This window comes from Leisingera sp. ABM4_103, from assembly GCF_056158685.1.
In genome coordinates, this window is sequence record NZ_JBSWTU010000005.1 from 1,187,123 (window position 1) to 1,208,933 (window position 21,811).

At 63.3% G+C, this 21,811-nt stretch carries 19 protein-coding genes; 5 read left to right on the forward strand and 14 right to left on the reverse strand.

Annotated elements, in window-relative coordinates; translation table 11 throughout:
- Nucleotides 1-706: 706 nt before the first annotated feature.
- Both gyrB and ACXAED_RS07250 read right to left on the reverse strand, forming a co-directional pair.
- Nucleotides 707-3,124, reverse strand: coding sequence for a DNA topoisomerase (ATP-hydrolyzing) subunit B (gene gyrB / locus ACXAED_RS07245; protein ID WP_475048243.1), 2,418 nt, complete (start codon nt 3,122-3,124; stop codon nt 707-709).
- A gap of 85 nt (nt 3,125-3,209) precedes the next feature.
- Nucleotides 3,210-3,803 (reverse strand): NAD(P)H-dependent oxidoreductase, encoded by a 594-nt coding sequence (locus tag ACXAED_RS07250; protein WP_475048245.1) that lies wholly within the window; start codon nt 3,801-3,803, stop codon nt 3,210-3,212.
- Nucleotides 3,804-3,911: 108 nt separating this feature from the next.
- Between ACXAED_RS07250 and ACXAED_RS07255 the strand changes: the two genes are divergently transcribed.
- Nucleotides 3,912-4,505, forward strand: a complete 594-nt coding sequence (locus ACXAED_RS07255) for a TetR/AcrR family transcriptional regulator (RefSeq protein WP_475048246.1) — start codon at nt 3,912-3,914, stop codon at nt 4,503-4,505.
- A gap of 9 nt (nt 4,506-4,514) precedes the next feature.
- Here ACXAED_RS07255 and ACXAED_RS07260 read toward each other — a convergent pair whose 3' ends face one another.
- From ACXAED_RS07260 to ACXAED_RS07310, 11 genes are all read right to left on the reverse strand, one after another.
- Nucleotides 4,515-5,135, reverse strand: coding sequence for a LysE family translocator (locus ACXAED_RS07260; protein WP_475048249.1), 621 nt, complete (start codon nt 5,133-5,135; stop codon nt 4,515-4,517).
- The gene (gene recF, locus ACXAED_RS07265) at nt 5,132-6,229 is read right to left on the reverse strand and encodes a DNA replication/repair protein RecF (RefSeq protein ID WP_475048251.1); all 1,098 of its coding nucleotides are present in this window, start codon (nt 6,227-6,229) and stop codon (nt 5,132-5,134) included. The genes ACXAED_RS07260 and recF overlap by 4 nt, the downstream gene beginning before the upstream one ends.
- Nucleotides 6,230-6,292: 63 nt before the next feature.
- Nucleotides 6,293-7,411: a DNA polymerase III subunit beta gene (gene dnaN / locus ACXAED_RS07270; RefSeq protein ID WP_475048253.1), complete on the reverse strand. Its 1,119-nt coding sequence runs from the start codon at nt 7,409-7,411 to the stop codon at nt 6,293-6,295.
- Between the two features lie 294 nt (nt 7,412-7,705).
- A complete protein-coding gene (locus ACXAED_RS07275) occupies nt 7,706-10,156 on the reverse strand; it encodes a GcvT family protein (RefSeq protein WP_475048255.1) in 2,451 nt (816 codons plus the stop codon).
- A gap of 83 nt (nt 10,157-10,239) precedes the next feature.
- Complete coding sequence (locus ACXAED_RS07280; RefSeq protein WP_475048258.1) at nt 10,240-11,253, reverse strand: GlxA family transcriptional regulator; 1,014 nt, start codon at nt 11,251-11,253, stop codon at nt 10,240-10,242.
- A 30-nt stretch (nt 11,254-11,283) separates the two neighbouring features.
- Entirely contained in the window at nt 11,284-12,180 is an 897-nt protein-coding gene (locus ACXAED_RS07285) for a homocysteine S-methyltransferase family protein (RefSeq protein ID WP_475048260.1), read from the reverse strand.
- A 124-nt stretch (nt 12,181-12,304) separates the two neighbouring features.
- Nucleotides 12,305-14,752: a GcvT family protein gene (locus ACXAED_RS07290; RefSeq protein WP_475048262.1), complete on the reverse strand. Its 2,448-nt coding sequence runs from the start codon at nt 14,750-14,752 to the stop codon at nt 12,305-12,307.
- 15 nt (nt 14,753-14,767) lie between these two features.
- Entirely contained in the window at nt 14,768-15,139 is a 372-nt protein-coding gene (locus tag ACXAED_RS07295; protein WP_475048263.1) for a GFA family protein, read from the reverse strand.
- A gap of 9 nt (nt 15,140-15,148) precedes the next feature.
- Complete coding sequence (locus ACXAED_RS07300) at nt 15,149-15,718, reverse strand: helix-turn-helix domain-containing protein (protein WP_475048265.1); 570 nt, start codon at nt 15,716-15,718, stop codon at nt 15,149-15,151.
- A gap of 199 nt (nt 15,719-15,917) precedes the next feature.
- Nucleotides 15,918-16,373, reverse strand: coding sequence for a GAF domain-containing protein (locus ACXAED_RS07305; RefSeq protein ID WP_475048266.1), 456 nt, complete (start codon nt 16,371-16,373; stop codon nt 15,918-15,920).
- A gap of 94 nt (nt 16,374-16,467) precedes the next feature.
- Entirely contained in the window at nt 16,468-17,640 is a 1,173-nt protein-coding gene (locus tag ACXAED_RS07310; RefSeq protein ID WP_475048268.1) for a thiolase family protein, read from the reverse strand.
- Nucleotides 17,641-17,734: 94 nt separating this feature from the next.
- Between ACXAED_RS07310 and ACXAED_RS07315 the strand changes: the two genes are divergently transcribed.
- The 3 genes from ACXAED_RS07315 to ACXAED_RS07325 all read left to right on the forward strand — a co-directional run bounded on the left by ACXAED_RS07315 (nt 17,735) and on the right by ACXAED_RS07325 (nt 20,452).
- Nucleotides 17,735-18,079: an STAS domain-containing protein gene (locus ACXAED_RS07315; protein ID WP_475048269.1), complete on the forward strand. Its 345-nt coding sequence runs from the start codon at nt 17,735-17,737 to the stop codon at nt 18,077-18,079.
- A 35-nt stretch (nt 18,080-18,114) separates the two neighbouring features.
- Nucleotides 18,115-18,564, forward strand: coding sequence for an ATP-binding protein (locus ACXAED_RS07320; RefSeq protein ID WP_475048270.1), 450 nt, complete (start codon nt 18,115-18,117; stop codon nt 18,562-18,564).
- 313 nt (nt 18,565-18,877) lie between these two features.
- Nucleotides 18,878-20,452, forward strand: a complete 1,575-nt coding sequence (locus ACXAED_RS07325) for a gamma-glutamyltransferase family protein (protein WP_475048271.1) — start codon at nt 18,878-18,880, stop codon at nt 20,450-20,452.
- A 48-nt stretch (nt 20,453-20,500) separates the two neighbouring features.
- Here ACXAED_RS07325 and hspQ read toward each other — a convergent pair whose 3' ends face one another.
- Entirely contained in the window at nt 20,501-20,827 is a 327-nt protein-coding gene (gene hspQ, locus ACXAED_RS07330) for a heat shock protein HspQ (protein WP_027245329.1), read from the reverse strand.
- 86 nt (nt 20,828-20,913) lie between these two features.
- Between hspQ and ACXAED_RS07335 the strand changes: the two genes are divergently transcribed.
- Nucleotides 20,914-21,795, forward strand: a complete 882-nt coding sequence (locus ACXAED_RS07335; protein ID WP_475048272.1) for an AEC family transporter — start codon at nt 20,914-20,916, stop codon at nt 21,793-21,795.
- The last annotated feature ends 16 nt before the right edge of the window (nt 21,796-21,811 follow it).

Below are 21,811 nucleotides of genomic sequence, written 5' to 3' on the forward strand. Positions count from 1 at the left end.
ATGCTGCTTCACAGTGAAAACCACGCCGCAGTTGCGAGCGAACGCTGTGTCAGCAAACACCCGACAGGGCAACGGCGGCAAAGTCCGGCATCCCTTCCGTTCGATGACGATTGGTGGCTGCACCTGCGGCGAAGGTTTGCTCCTTTCATTGCTCGTGCAGCATGGGATCGCCGCCCGGCTGGCAGACCCCAAGACTTTACAAACGTCGCTGTCTGCGCAGTGCGACCGCCCCAGGTCGTTCTTGCTGCGCCTGCAGCGAACGGCAGCAAGGTCCCGCTCAGCAACCTTTAGGTGAACGGGCCCCGAACGCTCGTGTTGTTACCCTGATCCCCTGGTGGGCTTGCTAAGGTTTGCTTGGCAACCGACCACCGCCAGGTGCTCTGAGAAGGCGCCAAACAGTCGTGGTGCGGCGGGAAACTCCATCTCACCCTACAGGGCGTCCTGAGCGCCCTATAGGGCCTGCATTGCGCCTGGAACCCTTAACCCACCGACAATCCACAGTTCGCCCCGCTCATGGCGAGTACAGCAGCCGGAACAGAAATCACAAAAATCCAGTAGAGCAAGAAACCCAACTATCAACTCAAGCGGGAGATTTTCGCAGCCTTCGGCTTTCACTTCTCCCTTAGCGTGTGCGATAACCAAAACTATGGGCAATTTGCGCAAAAGTATGAGTCTAAAACACGCTTTTGGGCGATCCTACAACGCGCTAGAAGTCCAGGTTCTCGACGCTGAGGGCGTTTTTCTGGATGAATTCGCGGCGGGGCTCCACCACATCTCCCATCAGCTTGGTGAACAGGTCATCCGCCTCGACCATGTCGTCGATCCGCACTTGCAGCAGGGTGCGCGCATCGGGGTCCAGTGTGGTTTCCCACAGCTGGTCCGGGTTCATCTCGCCCAGGCCCTTGTAGCGCTGCAGGGTGAGGCCCTTCTCGCCCTCTTCCAGAATCGCCTGCAGCAGACCGAGCGGCCCGTGAATGATCTGGCTGCGGTCGCGGCGCACCAGCTGGGCAGTGGTGCCGTATACTTCCTGCAGGCTCTTGGTGAAGCTGCCGGTCTTGCGGGCCTCGCCGGAGCGCAGCATCGGGCCGTCCAGCGTGCGGACTTCTTCCACCCCGCGCAGGATGCGGGCCAGGCGGATACCGTGGTCCTGCGTGATCCGGCCCTGCCAGCCGCGCTCGTACTCCAGCGCAATCGCGTCGAGCCGCGCCGCCACCTTGTCCGCCACGCCCTGCAGGTCGGCATCCACCGCGCCGGGCACAAAGGCGCCGGCCACGGCAGCCTGCTCCAGGATGTGGCGCGGGTAGTGGGTCGGGAAGGCATCCAGAACGCGCTTGAGCTGGCGCGCCTCATCCACCACGCGGGTGAGGTCTGCGCCGGCGATCTCGGAGCCGTCGCCCAGCTTAAGAACCGCGCCGTCGACGCCCTGGTTGATCAGGTAGTCATCCAGCGCCGCCTGGTCCTTGAGATAGACCTCCGACTTGCCGCGCGCGACCTTATAAAGCGGCGGCTGCGCGATATAGAGGTAGCCGCCCTCGATCAGCTCCGGCATCTGCCGGTAGAAGAAGGTCAGCAGCAGGGTGCGGATGTGGGCGCCGTCGACATCGGCGTCGGTCATGATGACGATCTTGTGGTAGCGCAGTTTGGAGATGTCGAACTCATCCCGGCCGATGCCGGTGCCCAGCGCCATCACCAGGTTGCCGATTTCCTGGGAGGACAGCATCCGGTCGAAGCGCGCGCGTTCCACGTTCAGGATCTTGCCTCGGAGGGGCAGGATCGCCTGGGTCATCCGGTCCCGCCCCGTCTGGGCGGAGCCGCCGGCCGAGTCACCCTCGACCAGGAAGACTTCGGTCTTGGAGGGGTCTTTTTCGGAGCAATCCTTGAGCTTGCCCGCCAGATAGTTCACGTCCATCGCAGTCTTGCGGCGGGTCAGCTCGCGCGCCTTGCGGGCGGCCTCGCGTGCCAGCGCGGCTTCGACAATCTTACCGACGATCTGCTTGGCTTCGTTGGGGTTCTCTTCGAACCATTCGGCCAGCTTTTCGCCCATCAGGCTCTCCACCACCGGGCGCACCTCGGAGGACACCAGCTTGTCCTTTGTCTGGCTGGAGAATTTCGGATCCGGCACCTTGACTGACAGAACACAGGTCAGCCCCTCGCGGGCGTCGTCACCGGTGAAGGAGACCTTCTCCTTCTTGGCGATCCCCGACGTCTGCGCGTAGTTGTTGATGGTCCGGGTCAGCGCACCGCGGAAGCCCGCCACGTGGGTGCCGCCATCGCGCTGCGGGATATTGTTGGTAAAGGGCAGCACCGTCTCATGGTAGCTGTCGTTCCACCACATGGCGATTTCGACGCCGATGTCGTCCTTTTCCCCCACGATGTAGACCGGAGCCTCCATCACCGGGGTCTTGTGCCGGTCAAGGTATTTGACGAACTCCTTGACCCCGCCCTCGTAGAAGAGCTCAGCCGAGAGTTTCTCTGCCGGGCGCTCATCCTCCAGAATGATCCGCACGCCGGAGTTCAGGAAGGCCAGTTCACGCAGGCGTTTTTCCAGCGTCTCGAAAGAGTACTCCAGGTTCGAGAATGTATCCGTCGACGCCATAAACCGGACCTCGGTGCCGGTCTGGTCGCCGCAATCGCCGACCACTTCCAGATGCTTGACGGTATCGCCGCGCTCGAACCGGGCGACGTGCTCCTTGCCGTTGCGCCAGATGCGCAGTTCCAGCCAATCTGACAGCGCGTTCACCACCGACACGCCTACGCCGTGAAGACCGCCGGAGACCTTGTAGGAGTTGCTGTCAAACTTACCGCCCGCGTGCAGCTGGGTCATGATGACCTCGGCCGCGGACACGCCCTCCTCGGCATGGATATCCACCGGAATCCCGCGCCCGTTGTCGCTGACGGAGACACTGGAGTCGGCATGAATTTTGACGGTCACATGGTCGGCGTGGCCCGCCAGTGCCTCATCGATGCCGTTGTCCACGACCTCATACACCATGTGATGCAGGCCCGAGCCGTCATCCGTGTCCCCGATGTACATGCCGGGGCGTTTGCGAACCGCCTCCAACCCTTTGAGAACCTTGATGGAATCCGCGCCATATTCTGCGGGGGCCTGCTCGTTTCCGGACATTCACATCTTCCTGTCTTAGCTTCGGGATTTTATACGAAACCTGACCGGGAATGTCACGCGCAAGCCCCCTTTTTTCTTGGCAGAATCAAGCCGCTTTGGCCCCCAGCCCTCCTGCAGTTCTGAGCCAGGATTCGACCTTGGCCTCCGGCGCATCCGTGGCCGGCGCAAACGTGGTGAACCGCGTGGGTTTGATGCCGACAAAGCCAAGGATCTGGCGGCTGATGAATTTCTTCACCGCGTTGCCGTAGAACAGCCGCAGCAGCAGCGCAGGGGTGTCCGATGTGAGCAGCACACGCGCGGTCTTGCCGGTCAGCATCGGCGCCGGCAGCCCCATGAAATTGACGTTGCGGGTGTCAAAGGCGCGCCCCGGCAACAAGGCCCGGTCAAACACCGCCTTCAGCTTGGCCGGCACCGCGCCCCACCACAGCGGTGAAGACATCACCACATGCTCTGCCCACTCCAGATCCTCCAGGAAGGCGGCCAGATCCGGCTCCAGCGGCTTGGGGTTCTTATACCCGCTTTGCCCATAGTCCATGTCGAACTTCATTTGCGAAATGTCATGGCAGCGCACTTGGTGGCCGTTTTCCTCAGCCGCGGCCTGATAAGCGGCGCACAAGGATTTAGACAGCGAGGTTTGGCCGGGGTGACCGTTCAGGATCAGGATTTTCCGGGAAGACATTTGGGGCTCCGCAAGTTAAGTTGACCATGGTCACTTTATTGAATCAAAAATGACCGCGGTCAATTATAAAAGTGACCGCGGTCAATAACGAGATCGTGAGGCTGAGACATGACACGTGCCCCCCAGAAGCGGCGGCTGGAAACGCGGGCAAAGCTGCTGCAGGTGGCAGCGGCCATCGTACAGGAACAAGGCTACAGCGGGCTGCGGGTCGAAGACGTGGTTGCCCGGGCGGGCGTGGCCAAGGGCACCCTGTTTTCCCACTTCAAGGACAAGGACGGGCTGCTGGCTGTGCTGATCGGCGAGGAAGTCACGCGCCTGCTCGACGGGATGGAGGCTGGCGGCACCCCTGCGAACGTTGCCGCCCTCACCACCCGGCTGGCTCCGCATCTCGATTACGTCGCGCAGGACCGGGTGATCTTTGATCTGCTGCTGCGCTACTCAGGCACCACGGCGGCGGAACCGGATGAGGTGGTGGCGGCAAGCTTTATCCGGCAGGTCACCCTGCTGACAGGCTGGCTGCAGACCCTGCAGGCAGCGGGCAATGTGCGCAAGGACCAGCCACCGGAACTGCTGGCAGAAGGCATCCAGGGCTTTCTGAATCATGTGCTGGGTGTCTGGTTCTGCGCCGAGCACGAAAACGACGCGTCACCCGCCGATGCGCTCGACCCCTATCTGCGGGCCTGGCTGCTGCCGCCTGCCTGAGCACTGCGCTCAGGTGAACGGGATCACCAGCCCCACAGCGATCAGCAGACCGCCCGATACCAGGTTTATGCGCCGCCGGATCCGCGTGGAGGTCACCGCGCGGCGCACCCGGTGCACCATGCCGGCCAATGCCAGGTTGCCGACCAGCGGGATCACGAAGGACAGCGTCACGATCGCAGCCACATCCGGCCAGGATGTGCCGGACAGATCAAAGAACCCCGGCAGCACCCCCATGTAGAACAGGATCGCCTTGGGGTTGCCCAGAATGGCGGCAATCCCAGCCATGAACCCGGCCCAGACACCGGGGCGGGTCAGGGCCCGGTTTTCCTCCACCGCGTCGCCGGCATGGCGGATCAGCAGATAACCCATGCCGAAGAACATCAGGCAGGCCACCCAGCGCAGCACGGTCATGATGCCGGTGAACTCCGACACCACCCAGGACATGCCCGCCACCGCGATCAGCGGCCACAGGATATCGCCGCAGGCCACCCCGACCGCCAGCGGCCAGGCCGCCTGAAACCCGCCCGAGAGAGAGCGTGCCATCAAGGCCAGCCAGACCGGACCGGGGGTCAGGAACAGGATCAGCAGAGCCCCCGCATAGAGGGTCAGTTCCCAGGGTGTGACGGTCATTTTTGCAAAACCTCCGACGTGCCGCCGCTGTCCGAGACTTCCAGCACCTGGGCGCGGCCGCCCAGTTCGGCAAACAGCTCCGGCCCGGTGCCGGTCATCCAGGCCTGGGTGCCAAGCGCGCAGATCTCATCATACAGCGCGGCCCGGCGGCCCGCATCCAGATGCGCGGCCACCTCATCCAGCAGCAGGATCGGCGGCGCGCCTTCGCGCTGTGCCAGCGCCCGGGCGTTGGCCAGGATCAGCGAGACCAGCAGCGCCTTCTGCTCACCGGTGGAGCAATCCTTGGCCGGGATGCCCTTGGCCCGGTAGGTGCCTATCAGATCGGTCCGGTGCGGCCCGACCAGAGTGCGTCCCGCCGCCAGATCCCGGAACCGGCTTTCCTGCAGCGCCTCTTTGAAATCGGCTTCGGAGGACGGCATGCTGCCCTCTGACTGCAGCAATTCCAGCTCCGCCGCGGGAAAGGCGGTTTCCGCCTCCGCCTGGGCCAGCTGCAGCAGCTCCACCGCCTGCACCCGCGCGGCATGGATCCGGTGCCCGGCGGAGGCCATCCGGTCCTCCAGAACCCGGTACCAGGCCGCATCGCGCACCTGCTCCTTCAACAGCCGGTTACGCTCGCGCATCGCCTTCTCATAGGCCAGCGAAGCCTCGGCATGTCCGGGCTCGAAACTCAGCGCGATCCGGTCCAGGAACCGCCGCCGCCCCTCCGCCGCCTCGATCCACAGGCGGTCCATCGCCGGGATCAGCCAGACCACCCGCGCCACCTGCCCCAGCGCCAGCTGACTGGCGGATTTATTATCAATCTTAACCTGCCGGGCAGTGCCGCCCTCGGACCAGGTTTCCACCTCATAGGCCTGCGACGGTGCCCGCAGCTCCCCCTTCAGCTTCCACCCGAGCGCTTCAGGCTGGCGCGCCATCTCCGCAGCGCTGGCCCGGCGCAACCCGCGGCCCGGAGAAAACAGCGAGACTGCTTCCAGTATGTTGGTCTTGCCTGCCCCGTTGTCCCCGTAGATCGCCACCGGACGCCCGTCCAAACGCAATTCCGCCCGCAAATGCGAGCGGAAATGGGACAGGGTCAATGCGGTCAGGGCCAGCACGAGGCGCGCTCCCTTTTCATCTTTCTAAAAATACTCGCGCCGCAGGCCGCGCCGTCAGGCGCGTCAGACCCGCATCGGCATCACAACGTAAACGGCGCTTTCGTCATTGCCTTCGCGCATCAGGGTCGGATCGCCGGAGGAGTTGAACATGAAAACGGCGTTTTCGCGGTCCACTTGGTTGGCGATTTCCAAGAGGTACTTGGCGTTAAAGCCAATCTCCAGCCGCTCGTCATTGTAGGCCACCGCCAGCTCTTCCTCGGCGGCACCGCTGTCGGGCGCGTTCACGGACAGGATCAGGCGGTCCTCTTCCAGCTGCAGCTTCACCGCGCGGGAGCGTTCGGAGGACACGGTGGCAACCCGGTCAACGGCTTGCGCAAACTCGGCTGCGTCCACCTCCAGGCGGCGGGTGTTGCCGGCCGGGATCACGCGGGTGTAGTCGGGGAAGGTGCCGTCGATCACCTTGGAGGTGAGGGTGATGTTCGGGGTGGCAAAGCGCACCTTGGTTTCGGAGACCGAAACCGCGATGTCCATGTCGTCGTCGTCCAGCAGCTTGCGCAGTTCACCCACGGTTTTGCGCGGCACGATCACGCCGGGCATGTCCTCGGCGCCCAGCGGCAGTTCCGCGTCGATGCGGGCCAGGCGGTGGCCGTCGGTGGCGACGGCGCGCAGAACCTTGCCGCCATCACCCGACGACACATGCAGGTAAACACCGTTCAAGTAATACCGGGTCTCCTCGGTGGAGATCGCGAATTTCGATTTGTCGAACAAGCGGCGCAGCACCGCGGCCTTCGCGGCGAAGTTCGAGTGATACTCCGAAGACGCCATGACCGGGAAATCCTCCCGCGGCAGGGTCGCCAGCGAGAAGTTGGAGCGGCCGGCCTCCACGGTCAGGCGGCCGGTTGCGGCGTCAGCGCTCAGGGTGACCAGCGCGCCGTCGGGCAGCTTGCGCACGATCTCGTGCAGGGTGGTGGCGGCGACGGTGGTCGCGCCGGCGCGCTCCACCTGCGCGGGGGCCTTGTCGACCACCTCGATATCCAGGTCGGTGGCGCGGAATTGGACGCTGTCGCCCTCGGCTTCGATCAGCACATTCGCCAGAATCGGAATGGTGTTGCGGCGCTCGACAACAGACTGCGCCTGAGCCACAGCCTTGAGAAGCGTGCCGCGTTCGATGCTGATCTTCATGTCCCAAATCCTCTTCGTCAGGCCCCTGTCAGTGGCCGGGACAAGCAACCTACCTGTTTACCCCTGCCATACAAGGCTTTTTATGGATTTCTCCAAGGGATTTCCGGCGGGGTCAAGAGGCGGCGGACGGCATATGGGCCAAACCCGGGGAAACGTTGCAGCAGAACCCAAAACTGTCCCTGCGGGGACAGAGCTGCAAAACCGGAAACGAGTCCCCGCGGGGACACAGACGAAAAACGCCCCGGCGCGCAGGCCGGGGCGTGATAGGGGCAGGTAAAGACGCTGGAGAGGCGCTTAGGCCTTCACCCGCTCCGATTTCGGATCGTACATCGGCTTCAAGGAGGCCTCGGCCTTCACCTTCACGCCGCAGACGTCGATCTCGTAGGTGGAGCCCAGCACATCGGCGGCGCTTTCCCCCTCGCACGGCACATAGCCCATGCCGATGGCGGCACCCAGTGTGTGGCCGTAGTTACCGGAGCTGAGGTAGCCCACATATTTGCCGTCGCGGATGATCGGTTCGTTGTGGAACAAGAGCGGTTCGGCATCGGTCAGTTTGAACTGGACCATGCGGTTCTTGGGGCCGGTTTCCTTGCGCTCCAGCACCGCGGCCTTGCCGATGAAATCGTCCTTGCCGGTGGCAACCGCAAAGCCGAGGCCGGCGTCGATCACATTGTCCTCGCAGGTGATGTCGTGGCCGAAGTGGCGGAAGCCCTTCTCGATCCGGCAGCTGTCCATCATGTGCATGCCGCAAAGCTTGAGCCCCATGTCCTGGCCTGCGTCCCACAGGGTCTCAAACGCGTGGCCCGCCATGTCGGCGCCAACGTAGATTTCCCAGCCAAGTTCGCCCACATAGGTCACACGGTGCACACGGGCGAGGCCCATGCCCAGCTCGATCTCCTGCGCGGTGCCGAAGGGGTTAGCCTCATTGGAGAAATCGTTGGGCGACACTTTCTGCAGCAGTTTGCGGGCGTTGGGGCCCATCACAGCCAGCACGCCCTCGCCTGCGGTCACGTCGGTGATTACCACGCGATGATCGCCCACGTGGCGCATCATCCAGGTCTGGTCGGCCAGACGGGTCGCCGCCGGGGTCACCACCAGATAGGCGGTCTCAGACAGGCGGGTGACGGTCACATCCGCCTCGATCCCGCCGCGCGGGTTCAGGAATTGGGTGTACACGATCTTGCCCGCGGGCACCGAGACGTTGGCGCCGCAGATGTAGTTGAGGAAGGTCTCCGCATCCGGGCCTTCGACGCGGATCTTGCCGAAGGAGGACATGTCGTACATGCCGACATTCTCGCGGACTGCCTTGTGTTCAGCGGCAGAGTTTTCGAACCAGTTCTGGCGCTTCCAGCTGTACTGGTACTCGCGTTCCTGGCCCTCATTGGCGAACCAGTTGGCGCGCTCCCAGCCGCCGAGTTCGCCGAAGACTGCGCCCTGTTCCTTCAGGTGGTAATGGAACGGGGTCCGGCGCACGCCGCGGGCGGTGGCCTTCTGGCGGTAGGGGAAGTGGTCGGCGTACAGGAGGCCCAGGGTCTCTTTCGAGCGCTCGAACAGATAGCGCTTGTTGCCCTGGAACGGGTGCATCCGGGAGATGTCCACGTCGCCGAGGTCGAACGGTTTCTGGCCGTCTTCCATCCACTGCGCCAGCGCCATACCGGCGCCGCCGGCCGACTGGATGCCGATCGAGTTGAAGCCCGCAGCGACCCAGAAGTTGTCCATCTCAGGCGCCAGGCCCAGGTGGTAGGCGTCGTCCGGGGTGAAGGATTCCGGTCCATTGAAGAAGGTGTGGATGCCTGCCTCAGCCAGCATCGGCATCCGGTTACAGGCCGCTTCCAGGATCGGCTCGAAGTGGTCGAAGTCCTCGGGCAGCTGGTCGAATTCAAAGCTGTCGGGGATGCCGTTCATTGCCCAGGGCTTGGCATTCGGTTCAAACGCGCCCAGCAGGATCTTTCCGGCATCTTCCTTGTAGTAGGCGCATTCGTCCGGCACCCGCAGCACCGGCATCTGGGTCAGGCCCGTGATCCCTTCAGTGACGATATAGAAGTGCTCGCAAGCATGAAGCGGGACGTTGACACCTGCCATGCGGCCGACCTCGTGGCCCCACATACCCGCGCAATTCACCACCATGTCGGCCTCGATATGGCCCTGCGATTGGCCGTCATCGCTGACCCAGTCGACACCGGTGACGCGGCGGCCTTCCTTGGAGATGCCGGTGACCTTGATGCGCTCCTTGACCAGTGCTCCGCGCTGGCGGGCGCCTTTGGCCAGGGCCAGCGCGATGTTGGCCGGGTCGCCCTGCCCGTCCTTGGGCAGCCACACACCGGCGGTCACGTCGCCCACGTTCAGGTGCTCATAGCGGGCTTTGACTTCCTCGGGGGAGATTTCCTCAACCTCGACACCAAAGGCGCGCGCCATGGCGGCCTGGCGGAAGATCTCTTCCTTGCGCTCTTCGGTGAGCGCAACGGTGATCGAGCCGCAGCGCTTGAAGCCAGTGGCGACGCCGGTTTCTTCTTCCAGCGAGCCGTAGAGTTCCTGGCTGTATTTCGCCAGCTTGGTCATGTTTGCAGTGGCGCGTAGCTGGGCGATCAGGCCCGCGGCGTGCCAGGTGGTGCCGGAGGTGAGCTGCTTGCGCTCCAGCAGCACCACATCTTTCCAGCCGAGCTTGGTCAGGTGATAGGCCACCGAGCAGCCGATCACGCCGCCGCCGATAATGACCACGCGGGCCTTGTTGGGAAGATCGCTCATGTCATCGCTCCACATTCAGTGTTGAGGCCGATTTATCACGTACAGGCGGCACAAAATGCATCAAAAACGTCAGACTCCCGGGGCTATTCTCCTGCCTTAAGGATATTTTCCGGACCGTCCTCCCCCAGCCTGCGGCGCTTGCGCAGGGCAAAGGGGGTGATACCGAAGAAGCTTTTGTAAAGGCTGGAAAATCCGTTCGGGAAGCCGCAGGCGAGACCGATTTCCCGCACACTCATAGTGGTATTGAGCAGGAGGTTGTTGGCCTTGGACAGGCGCATTTCCCGATAGAAGCCGTTGGGGGTGGTGCCCAGGAAGGTCTTGAACTTGCGTTCCAGAGAGCGGGTGGAAATGCCAAGTTCGGCAACGATTTCGCTGATCGGCACCGGTTCCTCGATATTGTCCTGCATGATGCGGATGCAGTGGTCCAGGTCGCTGTCGCCGGTGATCGTCGGCTTGGCACCGGCGAACGGCTGAAGCGAGGAGAAATCCCGCACCTGTTCGTGCAGCATGATATTGGCGACGGTCATCTGCGCCGCGGCAGAGGTGAGCCGCCCGACCAGCGCCAGCGCGATGTCGACGGTGGATCCCATGCCGGCGCAGGTCACCACCAGCCCGTCCTCGCTGGCCAGCGCGTGGCTGAAATCGTTCAGCCCCATGCGTTCGCGCAGCAGGGCGGAGTTTTCCCAGTGGGTCGTCAGCCGCCCGGAAGCGCCGCCCTGATCGCGGATGTAGCGGGCGGCGGCCTCTGCCAGCAGGTAAACCTTGATGCCGCGGCAGGTGTAGCTGGAAATCACCCGGCCCAGGCTGAGGCCTGGGTGATCCGGGTCGGAGTTGCCAAGGAAGAAGGCAAAATCCGCGTCCGGCTTGGCCGCAAAGGATTCGGTATCAAGGCTGAGGCCCGCCCGGCAGCCGACGCGGCCCCCCTGCAACGAGCGGACCGTCCATTTGAACGGCGGCTGCGCCAGCACCCTGTTGGCGATCCGCAGCACTTCAAGAATTGCCGACATTTCTGTCAGGACAAAGCCTTCGGTGACGATGATGTCGATGCTCCAGACCCGGGCCGGATCCGCAGCTTTGAGTTTTTCCGGAGTTGCCATGCTGATCCCCCCTCCCCTGGGCAGACGATGTCAGACGATCCGATGCCCGGCCGCGCGCAGTTGGCGGGCCAGTTCGGCAATGTGGTCCGGGCCGACTTCGCAGCAGCCGCCGACGATGGTGGCGCCCTGCGCGACCCAGCCCATCGCAAATTCCGCGTAAGGAACAGGTCCCAAGTCCTTGCGCTGCTCCAGGGCGTCCACGGTGGGGGCGTCCTGCAGGAATCCTTCCGAGATCCGGGTGAAGCCGTTGGCATAGGCCCCGAAGGGCTTGCCGAATGCCTTGACGATCTTCAGCCCGCTGCCGATGACCTCGGGCCGGGAGCAATTGAGCAGCACCGCATCCGGCTGGAACTCCTTGATCAGCGGGGCAAGGGCCGCCAGCGGCTCACCGGAGCGCAGCAGGGTGCCGTCCTCATCCGAAACAGAGGCAGCCAGCCAGACAGGTTTGTCCGTGCCGGCGCAGCCCAGCAATGCGCCCCTGGCCTGCTCCAGCGAGGAGACAGTCTCGATCAGGAACAGATCCGCCTTCGGCTCCAGAAGCTTGACCAATTCGGCATAGACGCTTTGGGCTTCCTCAGCCGGCGGGCAGATGTCAGGCCGGTAAGAGGCAATCAGCGGCCCTAGCGCGGCGGCTACACGGCCCGAACCGTGGGCGTCGCGGGCGGCGGCGGCCTGACTGGAGGCCGTTTCCAGCAATTCCTCGAAATGGTCTTCGATACCCGCACGGCGCAGCCGGTCGCGCAGCACGGCGTAGGTGTTCATGGTGGCAACCGTGGCCCCGGCGGCAAAGTAGTCGGCGTGAACGCTGCCAGCCACATCCGGCTTTTGGATCATCACGGACGTGGACCACAGGGGCGTTGCCCGCTCGCCGGAGCGTCTGACAATCTCCTGCCCGATCGAGCCATCCAGAAGCGTTATCTCAGCCATACCGAACCGTCCTTATTCCGGGTGCCATGCGCCGCCAGGTTACAGGAAACGGTCCGGCGGCGCAGGCTGTCTTGCAATCAGGCATCAGCCCGGGCAGATCACCGCCCGGGCTCATGCCAGTTCATTAGGCGCGCAGGCGCTCGTTGGCCGGATCCCACAGCGGTTCGTCTTTCTGAACCACCGCACGGCATTTCTCACCGTAGATCTCGACCTCCAGCTCGGTGCCCGGCACGGCCAGATCGGTGCGCACCATGCCCAGCGCAATAGAGGCATTCACACGGTAGCCCCAGTCGCCAGAGGTGGTTTCGCCCACGATTTCGCCATCTTTCCAGATGCAGGACATGTAAGGCGCGTCCGCCTCGCCTGCGTCGACGATCAGGGTGACGAAGGACTTCTTGGCCCCCTGCTGCTTTTCGGCCTGGATCGCGGCCTTGCCCGGGAAGTCCTGGGGCTTGTCCAGCTTGACGAAACGCTCCAGCCCGCCTTCGAGCAGCGAGTAGTCGGTGCTGAGGTCGCCCTTCCAGGTGCGGTAGCCTTTTTCGATCCGCAGGGAGTTCAGCGCGTACATGCCGAACGGCTTGGCACCGCCTGCGAGCAGGGCGTCGTAGATCGCCGGCTGATGCGCGTTGGCACAGTGAACTTCCCAGCCCAGTTCGCCGGCAAAGGACACCCGCGCCAGGAAGGCGGGTTTGCCTGCCACTGTGGCTTCCTGATGGGTCAGCCAGCCGAGCGACAGGTCAGCGTCCGAGATACCCGCCAGCAGCTCCCGCGATTTCGGACCGGTAACGATCATAGTCGCAAACTCGGTGGTGCGGTCGGTCAGGGTCAGACCCGCGGGCAGTGCTTTGCGCAAGATCTCGAAGTCGTGCCACTGGGCCGAGCCCGCGGTGATCATGGTGAAGTGGTCTTCGCCATGACGAATGCAGGACATCTCGGTCAGAATGCGGCCGCGGTCATCCGAGAAGTAGACCAGGTTCATCCGGCCCACCTTGGGCAGGCCGCCAGTCACCATACCGCGCAGGAATTCGGCTGCGCCCTCACCGTCCAGGTTGAAGCGGGAGAAGCCCGGCAGGTCCAGCACGCCGACACTGTCGCGGACCGCTTCGCATTCTTCCTGAATGCGCTGCTGCCACGGGCCGGAGCGGCCCCAGGTATGCGTGGCCTCCTCGGAGGTGTCGTCACCGTCCTTGGCAAACCAGTTGGCGCGTTCCCAACCGTTGTAGACACCCATCTGGCCGCCCAGTTCCTTGATCTTCGCGTGCACTTGGCTAACCTTCTTGTCGCGCGCAGCCGGCCATTCGTGGTGCGGGAAGTGCATGGCGTATTCGTTGCCGTAAACTTCCATGCCCTTTTTGTTGCAGTAGTCCTGGTCGGTATAGTCGGTGTAGCGGCGCGGATCGACGGCCCACATATCCCACTCAGTGTGGCCATCAACGATCCATTCGGCCAGCACCTTGCCGGCGCCGCCGCCCTGGGCAATGCCGAAGGTGAAGCTGTGCGCTTCAAAGGCGTTTTTCACACCCGGCATCGGGCCAATCATCGGCAGGCCATCGGGGGCATAGGGGATCGGGCCGTTGATCACGCTGGAGACACCGGATGACGCCATCAGCGGCACTCGCTCCATGGCATCGGTGACGATATCCTCGATCCGGTCCAGATCTTCCTGCCACAGCTGGAATGAGAAGTCCTCGGGCATCGGATCGTCTTCGGTCAGCCAGTGGCCTTTGCAGTTCGGCTCGTAGGGACCGAGGTTGTAGCCGTGCTTTTCCTGACGCAGGTAGTAAGACACGTCCACGTCGCGGATCAGGGGCAGCTTGCCGCCGTGTTCCTTCGACCAGGCTTCGACTTCGGGGATCTGTTCGGTCAGCAGATACTGGTGCTCCATCACCATGGCAGGCACGGTACGGCCGCCGTAGGGCTTGAACATCTCGCCCACGCGCTGCGCATAGTAACCGGCGGCGTTCACCACATAGTCACAGTCGATATCGCCTTTTTCGGTGTGCACGGTCCAGGTGCCGTCTTCGTGCTGGGTCACACCGGTCGCCGGGGTGAAGCGCAGGATCTTCGCGCCCATGTCGCGCGCGCCTTTGGCCAGCGCCTGGGTCAACTGTGCCGGGTCGATGTCACCATCGGTCGGGTCATAGAGAACCCCTGTCAGGTCATGGGTCTCCAGGAACGGATAGTGTTCCTTGGTTTCTTCCGGGGTCCACATCTCCATCGGGATACCCTGATAGCGGCCCATGGACATGGCGCGTTCGAATTCCTGCATCCGCTCTTTGGTGTGTGCCAGACGGATCGAGCCCGAAACATGGTAGTTCATCGGGTAGTCGACCTCTTCGGCCAGGCCCGAATACAGCTCGGTCGAGTAGCGCTGCATGTTCATGATCGCCCAGGACGTCGAGAAGGTCGGCACGTTGCCGGCCGCGTGCCAGGTCGAGCCGGCGGTCAGCTCGTTCTTTTCCAAGAGCACACAATCGGTCCAGCCTTTCTTGGCCAAATGATAAAGCGACGAGCAGCCGACGACGCCGCCGCCGATAATGACCACGCGGGCCTTGGTTGGAAAATCAGACATGTTCGCTCCCTAGTCTCAGTCTTCTTGCGGCACGCCGTCCGCGATTTCGTAGTAGTCGCCCTTGGAGGCGGTAAAGATGTGCTTTTCGACACTGAGACCGGTGTTCCCGTCGACAGCGCCCAAAGCAAAACTCGTGGTGTCTTCGCCCTTGCCCTTCCAGAACAGGAAGGAGCCGCAGCGCGGGCAGCTGCCGCGTTTGGCCCGCGGGGTTGCCTCAAACCAGCTGACCGGACCGGTGATAGTGAGGTCCTCCTCCCGCACCTGAGCCGAGGCCCAGATGCCGCCCGATTGCTTGCGGCACTGGCTGCAATGGCACATCGAAGCCCCCTGCGGCCGGGCGGCGGTTTCAAAGCGGACATCACCGCAAAGGCAGGATCCCCTGATCATCATCCCCTCCTAGTAAACCGGCGGCGCGATCACCCAGACGGCCACGGCAGGCTCGTCGTAAGGGTTGGACCACTGATACGGCTCGTGCTTGATCCGGAAGCTGTCGCCGGGACCGACAGTAAAGCTGCGGCCGCCGATCAGCAGGTCCAGCTTGCCCGAGATCATGTAGCCGACCTCCTGCGTTGGCCGGTTGGCCGGCGTCTGCATCCGCGATTTGGGCTGGAAGGTGGAATGCACCATCTCGAAGTCGTCGGTCAGATCGGGGGAGAGCAGTTCTTCGATCAGCCCCTCCTCGCCGGAGCCCATCGGACGGCGGGAGCCCGCGCGCACGATGTAGCCATGCTCATCCGCCGGGGCGCCGGAGTGTGCAAACAGCATCGACATCGGCACGCCCAGCGCCTCGGCAATCTGCCGCAGGTCAGAAATCGAAGGGTCAGACATGTCCCGTTCAACCTGGCTCAGCCAGCCGACCGAGCGGTTCAGCACTGCGGCGATATCCGACAGCGTCAGCCCGCGCGCCTTGCGCAAGGCCCGGATGTCCGCCCCCAATGTCGCTGCGGCCAGGGTCTGATCGTTCACAGGCTTGCTCCCCACTCGTGAAAAAATCCTCTCGTTTTTCACGATGCATCGGGTCCGTGAAATTTCCAAGCATTTTTTCACGAAAGCGGTTGCCCCACGAAAAAACCCAGCGCTTTCAGACGCCGGGCCTTTCATCTTTCTGGAAATACTCTGGGGTGAGGCCGCCAGGCCGAGGGGCGAAGCCCCTGGATGCCCCGAATCAGATGCGGTTGAACACCTGACGCAGAATCGCTGCCAAGTGATCCGCATCCTGCTGGGTAAAGGCCTCCGGCTGGTCGCTGTCGATGTCAAAAACCCCGATCAGCGCGCCTGCGCCATTCCAGACTGGCAGCACCAGCTCCGAACGGGTGGAGGAGGCGCAGGCAATATGGCCGGGAAACGCCTCCACATCCGGCACCAGTTGCACCTCGCCGCTGCGCGCTGCCGCGCCGCAGACACCGCGGGAGAACGGGATCTGCAGGCAGCCGTGGCCGCCCTGATAGGGGCCGATCTTCAGCAGCTCCGGCGCAACGGCACGGTAAAAGCCGGTCCAGTCGAACCGGTCGTCGGCGTGATGCACCTCGCAGGCGACGGTGGCCATCAGCGCCACCTCATCCGTCTCGCCTTCGGTCAGCGAGGCGATGGTTTTGGCAAGGGTATTGTAATCGGCCTGCATGAACAGCCCTCCTTCAACGCAGCAGAGGGGGCTGTCTGCCCCCTCTTGACCTGACGGTCAATTCACCCCCGAGAGTATTTTGCAAAGGTGAAGATCACACCCGCTCGATTGCGATCGCGGTGCCTTCCCCGCCGCCGATGCAGATGGCGGCCACACCGCGCTTGAGGCCGCGCTTTTCCAGCGCGTTCAGAAGGGTGACCATGATGCGCGCGCCGGAGGCGCCGATCGGGTGGCCCAGCGCGCAGGCGCCGCCATTCACGTTCACCTTGTCGCGGGAAATGCCCATTTCGTGCATGAAGGCCATGGGCACGACAGCAAAAGCTTCATTGACCTCCCACAGATCGACATCCTCAACTTTCCAGCCAATCGACTTGAGCAGTTTCTGCGCTGCTGGCACCGGTGCAGTGGTGAACCAGCCCGGCGCCTGGGCGTGGCTGGCGTGGCCCAGGATGCGGGCGCGCACGGTCAAGCCCTGCGCTTCGGCCGCCTCGGCGGAGGCCATCACCAGCGCCGCGGCGCCATCCGAAATGGAGGAGGCATTGGCGGCGGTCACGGTGCCGTCCTTGCGGAACGCCGGTTTCAGCGTGGGGATCTTTTCCGGGCGCGCCGATTTCGGCTGCTCATCCGCATCCGTCACCACCTCGCCCTTGCGGGTTTTCACGGTCACCGCGGCGATTTCGCCGTCGAAGGCGCCGCTCTCCTGCGCTTCCAGCGCGTTGGACAAGGACTTCAGGGCATATTCGTCCTGAGCTTCGCGGGTGAACTGGTATTTTTCAGCGCAGTCCTCGGCAAAGGTGCCCATGAGGCGGCCCTTGTCATAGGCGTCTTCCAGTCCGTCGAGGAACATGTGGTCGATGACTTGGCCATGGCCGATGCGGGCGCCGCCGCGCATTTTCGGCAGGATGTAGGGGGCATTGGTCATGCTTTCCATACCGCCGGCAATCATCGTGTCCGCGTGGCCCAGCGCGATCTGATCAAACGCGATCATCGCCGCCTTCATGCCGGAACCGCACATCTTGTTGAGCGTGGTGGCCGGGACGTCTTCGCCCAGGCCCGCCGCAAACCCGGCCTGGCGCGCAGGCGCCTGGCCCTGGCCCGCGGGCAGCACACACCCCATCAGAACCTCATCGACAGTGGCAGCGCCGGCCCCGTCGAGGGCCGCCCGGATGGCCGCGCCGCCCAGCTCCGAAGCCGTCACCCCGTCGTACATTCCCTGGAACCCGCCCATCGGCGTCCGGGCTGCTCCGGCGATAACAACATCTTTCATGCAATTTTCCTCCAATCGTCAAAATTATACCTACAGAAAAGTAAGCTTTGCGGTCTAGAGTGCTGCCAAATGACGTTACATCCCGGGGGAAGAAATGAGCCTGACGACCACCATGACGGACGATGCGCAGATCGTCAAAGTCAATGCTGAACGTATTGACGCCGCCATGGCTATCCAATTCAAGGAGGACATGCGGACGGAAACCGAAAGCGGGCCGGACCGTGTGATCCTCGATCTGTCCGAGGTCCAGTTCATCGATTCCAGCGGGCTTGGCGCGATTGTCGCTGCGATGAAGCAGCTGGGCGGCACCCGCAAACTGGATCTCGCCGGGCTGACACCGATGGTGGAGAAGGTTTTCCGGCTGACCCGGATGGATACGGTCTTTGACCTCTACGGTTCGCTGAACGAAGCAACCGCGCCTGCTAACGCAAATTCTTGAAGACGAACGCGCTGGCGGCGCAAAGCGAGAAATTTATGGTAAAAACCTTTGCCTGCTCGTTCACGGCCACAAATCTGGATGCTCGCAAGGGAATCCAGTCAGTGGTCAGCAAACTGCGGTCCCTGGGGGTGCCGGGTGCCCGCGTGGACGAGGTGCAAATTGCCCTGACCGAAGCCGTGAACAACGTGGTCGAACACGCCTATATGGACACAACCCCCGGCGACGTCCGGATCAGGGTCGAGCTGGCACCGGAGCGTTTGTGGATCAGCATTCAGGACGCCGGCAGCCCGTTCCCCCAAGGCGAGCTGCCCGAAGGCAAGCCCGCTGATATAAGCGGACCCACCGACAGCCTGCCCGAAGGCGGATTTGGCTGGTTCCTGATCCGGGAGCTTGCAAGCCAGGTTCAATATGAGCGGTCGGATGGGAACAATAACCTTTCCCTCTGCTTTGAAATCCAGGTCACCAGCCCGCCTGCCGAGGCCTGAACCAAATTGCCGCCCAATTTGCGGGCAATCCGCCGGTTAGCTGCATTTTTAACGCTTCGCCACACCGGCGCCGTATTCCCGGCAAACCGCAGCCCAATACATATGCGAAACCTTACCTGTAGCTGAAACGAGCTTCCCCTGGTGCCGCGTATTCTAGCCCCCACCAGTGCGCGGCACCGGGGACACTTCGTTCAGGCTGCTCTCCCGCTTTCGTGATCCATGACGTTCCGTCCCGCCGCAGCGGCAGAGGAATTTCATTGCCTTCCCGCACCGCCTGCCTAGGCTCTGACCGGTGACAGCAAGGAGCCGGACCATGCGCGATTTTCATCTTCCCGGGCGGTCAGCCGTTTTTGCCGGTAGCGGCCTGTGCGCCACCTCCCATCCGCTGGCGGCCAGCGTGGCGGTGGACATGCTGAAGCGCGGCGGCAACGCGATGGATGCGGCCCTGGCCGGAGCCGTTTTGCTGGGTATTTGCGAGCCGCAGATGACCGGGATCGGCGGCGACTGCTTTGTGCTGTATTCCCGGCCGGGCAGCGGAGTTCAGGCGCTGAACGGGTCCGGCTGCGCTCCGGCGGCGGCGAGCGCTGCCGCCTTGCGGGCGCGAGGGCTGGATACGGTGCCGCTGAGCAGTGCCGAGGCTGTTACAATCCCTTGTGCAATTGATGCCTTTTGCCGTCTTGCGGAAAGCGAAGGCCGGCTGGGGCTCGATACACTGCTGCAGCCTGCGATAGATTATGCCGAAGAAGGCGTGCCGGTGGCACCGCGCACGGCCTTCGATTGGAATAACGGTGCCGGCACCCTGCAAGGCGCGGCCCGGCGCCACTATCTGCGGGACGGCCGGCCTCTGGGCAGCGGCGATGTTTTCCGCGCGCCCGGTCAGGCCGAAGTCCTGCGCCGCATCGCCAAACACGGGCGGGATGCTTTTTATACCGGCGAGGTGGCCGAGGACATGGCGCAGGCCCTGGAGGCTCTGGGCGGCGTTCACACACTGGAGGACTTTGCCGGCGTAAAGAGCTTTGCAACGCAGCCGGTTACTGGCCAGTACAAGGAGCGCGAACTCGCAGAGCACCCGCCTAACGGCCAAGGCGCAACGGCAATCTTGCTGCTGAATATCCTGAAGCACTTTGACCTCGCCGGGATGGACCCGTTCGGGGCCGAACGGGCGCATATCGAGGCGGAAGCCGCCAAGCTGGCCTATGACGCGCGGAACCGGTTTCTGGCGGATCCGGACCACATCTCGCGGCTGGCGCACATGCTGGCGCCGGAAACTGCGTCCGGACTGGCTGCGCTGATTGACCCCAAACGCGCCATGCCGGCCGCCGCACCGCTGAGCGAAGCTATCCACAAGGATACGGTCTATATCACCGTGGTGGACAAGGACCGGATGGCAGTGTCGTTGATTTACTCGATCTTCCACGGCTTCGGGTCCGGTATTGCGTCGGAGAAGTTCGGTATCCTGCTGCAGAACCGGGGGGCGGGCTTTACCCTGGAAGAAGGCCACCCGAACGAGCTTGGGCCCGGCAAGCGGCCGATGCACACGATCATCCCCGCCATGCTGCAGCAGGACGGAGAGGTGATTATGCCCTTTGGCGTGATGGGCGGCGGCTATCAGCCTGCGGGCCATGCCCGGCTTGTCTCGAACCTGTTGGATTTCGGCATGGACCTGCAAACGGCCATCGACGCCCCGCGCAGCTTTGCCGACGGCGGCGCGCTGAAGGTCGAGCGCGGATATGCGGCTCCGGTGCATCAGGCGCTTGCGGATCTGGGCCACGATGTCGTGGTGCCGGACACGCCGCTGGGCGGTGCGCAGGCCATCCGGATTAATGCCTCAGGCGTTCTGGAGGGTGCCAGCGATCCGCGCAAGGATGGCTGTGCGCTGGGATACTGATGCACAAATACGCAGCTTATCCGGTCAGCGGCCGGACAGCAGCAGCTCTTAGTTCAGCTGGTAATGCAGCGCATAGGCACCACCGTCGAAGGTGCCGAACATCTCCGGGACGTCCGGGTGGCCGACCGGCTCGCCCGAGTAATCCGCGACCAGGTTCTGCTCCGATACATACGCCACATAGTAGCTTTGGTCGTTCTCGGCCAGCAGGTGGTAGAAGGGCTGGTCCTTCACCGGACGGCTGTCCTCAGGGATCGCCTCGTACCATTCCTCGGTGTTGGAGAATTCCGGATCGACGTCGAAAACCACCCCGCGGAAGGGGTGCTTCCGGTGGCGGACGACCTGCCCAAGGTTGTATTTTGCTCGTGTTCTCAACATGGTCATGTTAGCCCCCGTTCTTTGTAAATAGCGCGCTCGCGCAGCAATTGTCCAACTCTTGACGTAAATTTTCGGGGAAACAGACTGTGAACCTCGCTTTGACAGTGCTCGAAATCACTGCCCCGGTGTTCCTATTGGCCTTCGCCGGGTTCCTCTGGGTGAAGCTCGGGTTTGAGTTCCGGACCCAGTTTGTCACCCGGCTGGCGATGACGCTGGCGGTGCCCTGCCTGATTTTCACCGCGCTGATGAACACCAGCTTGGACAAGGGCGCGCTGGGAACCTTTGTACTGGCCGCGCTGGCGGGCCACGCGGTAATGGCGGTGGCGGGCGAGGCCCTCTGCCGCATCACCGGGCTTGAGCGGCGGACCTATCTGGCGCCTTTCATTTTCGGCAACACCGGCAATCTGGGCATCCCGCTGGCGATGTTTGCCTTTGGCGAGGCCGGGCTTGGCTATGCCGTCGTCATGCTCGCCGTGTCTGCCATCCTGTCCTTCACCTATGGCATCTATCTGGTGGCCGGGCACAGCGCGGGCAGCAAGGCAATCCGGGAGCCGATGGTCTGGGCGACGCTGCTGGGCGCGCTGTTCCTGTGGCAGGACTGGGAAACCCCGCGTTTCCTGACCAACGCGCTGGAGCTAACCGGACAGATGGCGGTGCCGCTTATGCTGATCACACTGGGCACCGCGGTGGCGCGGCTGACGCCCGGCGGCACCGGCAAGGCGGTTGCGCTGTCGCTGGTGAAGTTTCTGGTCAGCGCCGCCGCGGGCTGGGGACTGGCGGTGGCTTTCAGGCTGGATCCGACGGCCTCTGGCGTGCTGATCCTGCAGCTGGCCACCCCGGTCGCCGTCACCGCCTATCTGCTGGCCGAAAAATTCGATGCCGATTCCACCGCCGTGGCGGGGCTAGTGGTGGTCTCGACCCTGATGTCAGCGCTGCTGCTGCCTCTGCTACTGAGCCAGGTGCTGTAAATTTGATTTTCACACC